Source organism: Bacillus sp. SD075, from assembly GCF_017355165.1.
Classification (GTDB): domain Bacteria; phylum Bacillota; class Bacilli; order Bacillales; family DSM-1321; genus Peribacillus.
On the sequence record NZ_JADILK010000089.1, the window covers coordinates 1 to 6,272 of the forward strand.

6 protein-coding genes are annotated in these 6,272 nt (G+C 37.2%); 2 read left to right on the forward strand and 4 right to left on the reverse strand.

Translation table 11 applies throughout. The annotated features are described in order from the left end of the window. Positions 1-193: 193 nt before the first annotated feature. The 3 genes from IOC57_RS25175 to IOC57_RS25185 all read right to left on the reverse strand — a co-directional run bounded on the left by IOC57_RS25175 (position 194) and on the right by IOC57_RS25185 (position 2,111). Complete coding sequence (locus IOC57_RS25175; protein ID WP_207441316.1) at positions 194-772, reverse strand: DUF4256 domain-containing protein; 579 nt, start codon at positions 770-772, stop codon at positions 194-196. Positions 773-992: 220 nt separating this feature from the next. Next, the gene (locus IOC57_RS25180; RefSeq protein ID WP_207441317.1) at positions 993-1,748 is read right to left on the reverse strand and encodes a class I SAM-dependent methyltransferase; all 756 of its coding nucleotides are present in this window, start codon (positions 1,746-1,748) and stop codon (positions 993-995) included. A gap of 105 nt (positions 1,749-1,853) precedes the next feature. Next, positions 1,854-2,111, reverse strand: a complete 258-nt coding sequence (locus IOC57_RS25185; RefSeq protein WP_207441318.1) for a hypothetical protein — start codon at positions 2,109-2,111, stop codon at positions 1,854-1,856. A gap of 287 nt (positions 2,112-2,398) precedes the next feature. Between IOC57_RS25185 and IOC57_RS25190 the strand changes: the two genes are divergently transcribed. Next, positions 2,399-3,403 (forward strand): SMI1/KNR4 family protein, encoded by a 1,005-nt coding sequence (locus IOC57_RS25190; RefSeq protein ID WP_286185186.1) that lies wholly within the window; start codon positions 2,399-2,401, stop codon positions 3,401-3,403. A 500-nt stretch (positions 3,404-3,903) separates the two neighbouring features. On the opposite strand, the gene IOC57_RS25195 is transcribed toward IOC57_RS25190, so the two are convergent. Then, positions 3,904-4,515: an FMN-binding negative transcriptional regulator gene (locus IOC57_RS25195; RefSeq protein WP_207441319.1), complete on the reverse strand. Its 612-nt coding sequence runs from the start codon at positions 4,513-4,515 to the stop codon at positions 3,904-3,906. 164 nt (positions 4,516-4,679) lie between these two features. Between IOC57_RS25195 and pdxR the strand changes: the two genes are divergently transcribed. Further along, positions 4,680-6,059, forward strand: a complete 1,380-nt coding sequence (pdxR, locus tag IOC57_RS25200; RefSeq protein WP_207441320.1) for a MocR-like pyridoxine biosynthesis transcription factor PdxR — start codon at positions 4,680-4,682, stop codon at positions 6,057-6,059. The last annotated feature ends 213 nt before the right edge of the window (positions 6,060-6,272 follow it).

The window sequence follows — 6,272 nt, forward strand, 5'->3', positions numbered from 1 at the left end:
TGGTCAAAATTTCAAAGGGAATTTCAAAAGGGATTCGGAATTTTTTAATTCCGAACCCCTTTTGTCTACAAACTGACAGTTGCCTATTGGCAACTGATTCTATCCAAGTAAAGCACCCGATAGTGGAAGAATGAAATCAAAGCCCTCCCCAAGTGTTCCGTTCTCAAACTTAAATTTAGCTGTTTGTGAAAAATCAGACCCTTAGCGAGCCACGGAACCCCCTGGCAGCATAGTAAGAGTCCGCACCGTTGTGATATATGAACACATGTCCGAAGCGACTATCGCAAAAAAGGGCACCTCCCAGTTCTCTAATATCAGAGGGTGTTTGCACCCAGCTCGATGTTTTCATATCAAAATTCCCAAGTTTCTGCATCGCTCGGTACTGTTCTTCCGTTAATAGTTCAATGCCCATGGCAGTTGCCATATCAATAGCGTTATTTTCTGGTTTATGTTTTTTTCTTGACTCCAGCGCTTCACGGTCGTAACAAACACTTCTTCGACCTTTAGGACTTTCCGCTGAACAATCATAAAAAATGTATTCGTCCTTCTTTTGATCATAACCAACAACATCCGGTTCACCGCAAGTTCTTTGCATTTCATTGAGCGACCACAGTTTTTCAGTATTAGCTTCAAGCTTCGCTTGGACTTTAGCCCATTCAAGACCTTTATGACGGTTCATGTTTTTCTCAAATCGGGCTTTTAAGTCCCTGAGTAATTCTTCACGGTGTTCAAGTGGCAGCTCCTTTTTCTTGCTGACTTTATTATTTGTCATGTTAATTTCCCCCTTATTGTTAATGGCTTAAGTATATATAAATATTTGTTATAAAATAAATCGTTTTCTGAAACTAGTTGGAAGAAATGCGATTTTGGTACTGATTATATTTTTCATCTATAACTAACTGCCCCTTTAGTCATTAAGCAAAAAGGCAACCCAATGGCAGCCCTGGATAACCTGTTAGTGGAACAGATGATTCCAATCAAAATATTCACCTTTACTTTTTTAGTTTAAAAACGATAAAATCAGCACATCTAAAATCTTCTTCAAATGAAGGATATTTTTTTAACATCTCTTTTGATGGCTTCGGTTCTATTATGCTTTCTAAAATAAAACCTGTTTTGATTATAGTGTTTATATAACTCGTTAATGTTCTATGGAAGAATAGCATTTTTTCTTTATCTCCTAAACCTTGTTCATACACACCTTCATAAAAATAGTTATCTACGTTCCAATGCAACTTTTTACCGTCTCTTGTTTTCTCCCAACCACTATCTGGAGTAACAAAACAAGGATGTAAAATCGAAAATATAAAACACCCTCCCTCCACTAACAAACGATACATTTCTTGAAATGCTTTTTCGTAATTGGCAAGATCTTGAATAACCATATTGGATACTATTAAATCGAAACTTTTATCTTCTAAAAGATTCAAGTCCTCACAATTACCTTGCCTATAATCAATTAGCAAATCATTTGGGGTTCTTCCTTTAGCAATTTCTATCATCCGTGGTGAATAATCCACAGCAGTTACAGTCGCTTCGGACCTCGCTAAAATTCTACTTAAATAGCCCTCACCACACCCGGCATCTAAAACTTTTTTATTACTTACTGTTTCCATAAGTGATAATAAAGTCGGATTTAACAAAACTTCTTTATGTAGGTCCCCTTGTTCAGTATGATTTGCAGAATATGTATCAGCGAAACCATCCCACCTTTTAATCGCTTCTTCTGTACCAATATTTTGTTTCAATTTAACTCCTCCCTGTTCTTTTGCTTTACATTCATCCTCATTCCTTCGATAATCTTCTTGAGAAAGCTGCCTTAAGCAAGCTCCAACCTTCAGCTAATGCATCAGTTAGTTCAACCATTTTTTATATAAAAGGATTATAACTCCGTAAATCAAAGTTACTCCCATAAAAGTAAATACGTAAAGAAAAGGAGAATTAACCTTACCAAAAACTACTTCATTTTGAAGTGTCTCCACTTTATCCCACGCATTCACAATATCTGGTTTATAGTTTCTTGTTTTTATATAACTGACTAGTATCAACCCGGCTATATAGACTATATGAATTGCAATTGAACCCATAAATGCTTGAATGACCACCTTCATTTAGACACCCCCTTTTCCAGACTACCATAATAACCCATATATTACGTACTATTACATTGATTTATTCTTTTGATTTTTAATCATTAGGCAACATAGAAATGAGAGTTATGAGTTTGCCCTTGTTAAGGAAGGTTATTTGCTTAGAGATTTTTGCTATTAAAAGGAAGCCTATAAATTTTTGTAGTATGATATATGAGAGGTTTTTTCAGCTAATGAGGAAATTTCGAGAGGAAAGTAGCATTCGCTTGAAAATCCAATAATGATTGAACTTTAAGGAGGTGAATGTGTTGGTAGAAAGTATATGGGAAGCAAGTAATGACGAGTATATGTTACAACCGTTAACAGACGAAATCGTAAAAAAGGCAGAAGAGTTATTTAATGTAACGTTACCAAACTCGTACATTGCTATTCTTAAGCAACAAAATGGGGGACAACCCATCTGTAATGCTCATCCGTCCCCTGTTCCTACCGTCTGGGGTGAATCTTTTGTTATAGTGGAACACATTAAAGGGATTGGTGCCGGAAATGGAATCCTTGAAAATGATTATTACATAAAAGAGTGGGAACTGCCGGAAGGACTTATTTTATTCAATGGAGACGGTCATACTTGGCTCGCATTTGATTACCGCGATGCCACCTCTTCTCCCCCCATTGTTTATGTAGACGTTGATTTGGAACAAACCATACAAATCGCAGATAGCTTTGAAGAATTCCTAAAAAACCTATACCTTGAAAATGAGGAATTTGATTTTGAGGGAATGGAGGTAAAGGTATACAGTAAACAGGACTTTGAAAAGTTTATACAAGAAGATAATGTAGATGAATTAATATATGCTATACCGGACCTAGCACAAGGCGATGTGGATTTGAAGTGGTTTGGAAATCAACTTTTAACTTTAAGTAATTATCACGACGAAAATGTGAGGCAATGGGTTGCTAACAGTGTTTGGAACTCTCTTACATATAGATTGGATGATGAAATTCTACATTCATTGATAGAAAATTTCAAGAATGATGTCGATAGTGAGGTTCGAACGTATGCAGAACTCGCCCTCGAAAAAATTAACTATTCATATGAACAAGTAAAACAAGCTATCATTAATGAGGGAAGGGTCAGTTTTGCTTATAAAGATACAATTTATCACGTGAATGAACATTCCAATCAATGGCATCTATCTGACTGGGAATCTGATTTACAATCGTTTGATTCGGCGGAAGAATTATTGGAACAATCCAGGTTTGACGGGAAGTCACTACAAGAAGCATGGAGCGATATGAAGTTAGTTTTCTAAGGCCTTTTGAGCGACTTAAGTTGCTGGGGTATATAGATGATCGTATAAAAACCAAAAGGCTGTCCGATTGAGGAGAGCCTTTTCTATGACTTAAAATAAGGGCGTAATCATTAGCAGGGCCTAAGGAATAGACCGAAATAAACCAGCTAATAGGGTGGCAAAATCTTTCAGCTAAAGCCAGGAACGTTTCTTTTCTCTTTAATGGAGAGTAAATCCAATGTTTCTATAAGTAGGGGGCGGACAGTTCAGTTCACGGGATCAAGTCCGACACATCGGTTCGTCCTCCCTTGGCTACTGATTAATAGATTCTATTAAAAAAGGCCAACCAGTAAAAACTGGCTAACCTTATAATACGAACCCATCCATGCAGCACAAAGTCAGCTCTGTTCCACAAAGAATGAAAATGGTTAGGAATTGTCAATACTGACCATAATCCATTGACTTATTACTTATCGCTCTCTTCTTTTTTAAACGATTGAGCAGGGCCACTTCAAGTATTGTCATTTTTTTAGGTTAGCCTTCATTAAAAAGGAAATTTTTTGCTCATCTGTATTTTGGATCTGTTCCAGGTGATTAATAACTAGCTCTTGTCGATGTAATGAATGGTTTTGACTTACCTTCGCTTTTCCCTCCATCTTGTTGATTTTTATTTTGAAGCCTTGAATTCCCTTGTTCATCCCAGCGAGAAAATCAGCGTCTACATCTTGCAATTTGTATGAGCTATCAGGAGCTTCATACCTCAATACCATATCATGCAAGGAATCCGTTAACTCCTGTTCATCCTCAATAAGTTCGGCTTCGCCGTATACATGGACAGTCACATAATTCCATGTTGGTACTGCCTGATTCGTCTCATACCAAGAGGGAGAGATATAACAGTGAGGACCATGAAAAATTGCTAAGACTGTTTGATTTTCAATATCTTTCCATTGAGGGTTCGGACGAGCAAAATGACCATACAAATAGTTTTTTTCCTTATTCAAAAGCAGTGGTAAATGTGTGGCAAAAGGCATACCTTCATGGTTTGAACACAATGTTGCAAAACCATTCTCCTGTATTACATCGTAGGCTACTGCTAATTCTTTTATTTCAAATTGCTTAGGAATATACATAAAAAATCTCCTTTCCACCTGATATTCACGATCATGGCAATTTGTACGATCCTCATATCTACCTTGAATAATCGATTACCACATCTAAGAAATATAGTATTATACAAACTGACATATAAAAAGGTACAATTCTAAATAAACAGACATGTCAAAGGAGGTCGCAAATGATAAATACTATTTTTGCTTTTAAGGATGATTCACCCAAATACAAACAAATTTACGAGCAATTTAAGTTATTTATTGATCGGGGTGACGTACTTGCTAATGAACAATTGCCTTCCATTCGTCAACTTGCAGCTTCCCTTCAAGTAAGTCGCAATACGACATTAATGGCTTATGATCAACTTGTAGCTGAAGGATATATTCGTGGAGAAGGGAGAAAAGGTTATTTTGTAAATGAATTAGAGCCACTTTTAGCCCAAGAAGAGTTAATTCCCCATAATAAAAAGCATAGAGAATCAGTGACACCTACTCTCATTGATTTCCGGGCAGGTGCCGTAGACCAAACACATTTCCCTCTAAAGATTTGGAGGAGGATTGCCAATCAAGTATTAACATTACAGGAGAGCTTTCAATATGGGGAACCCTTTGGTGAGGTGTGCCTACGTGAACAAATTGCCACATACTTACTCCAATCCCGTGGGGTGAAAACAAATGAAAATGCCATTATCATCGGCAGTAGTACCCAACAAATGCTTATCAATCTTGGACATATACTGAAGGATGATTTTCCAAGTGTAACAGTAGAAGATCCTGGATATGATGGCGCAAGGGTAGCTTTTCAATTCCATTGTTTTACGATTGAAACTTTACCAGTCTATGAGGCAGGTGCTGATTTTTCACAATTGAAACAAATGAAATCACGCTTAATCTATGTAACACCTTCCCATCACAGCCCATATGGGGTAAGCATGTCCATTCAACAACGGCAAACGCTTATTCATTGGGCTAACAAGATGCAAGGGTATATTATCGAAGACGATTATGATAGTGAATTTCGCTATACGCAGCAGCCATTTCCAGCTCTTGCTTCCATTGATTCTGCAAGAGTCATTTATCTAGGTAATTTCTCAAAGTCCTTTCTTCCTGGAATTCGTTTAAGTTATATGGTGTTGCCAGAAGCACTTTTACACCGCTATAAAAACCAATTTCTCCATTTCGAGAGTACCACGTCCCTTTTAAGCCAACTCACAATGGCCAAATTTATGGAAGAGGGGGAATGGAATCGCCATATTAAACGTATGCGTCTTGTTTATAAACGAAAAATGCAGCTCCTGGTATCAGTATTAAGAAAGCAGTTCGATCAAAATATATCCATTATTGGTGAGCAGTCCGGTTTGTATATATTAATCAAAGTACACCTGAAACGTTCAGAAGAATGGCTAATAGAGCAGGCTTCCTTTCATGGCGTTAAAGTGTATCCTACCTCACTCTACTTCATGAAAAAAAATACCGATAAACCCATTATTAAACTTGGTTTTAGTAATCTTTCTTTTGAGCAAATCAAGCTAGGCGTGAAGCTCCTAAAAAAGGCTTGGTTATAAAAAACACCTAATAATTGCGGGGCAAAACCTGAACTTTTAAAACACAGGTTCTAATTCCACTAGCCTGCCCCGATAATTGCATAAGAAACTCCTATGGCGGCGCTCCTCGCCGCCACCATCTACTACGAAAATCTAAACTCAAAAATAGAGTCTAACCCATTAACCCCTTAACGATAATGGATGATAACAATACAACCAGGCTGAGCTTTTTTC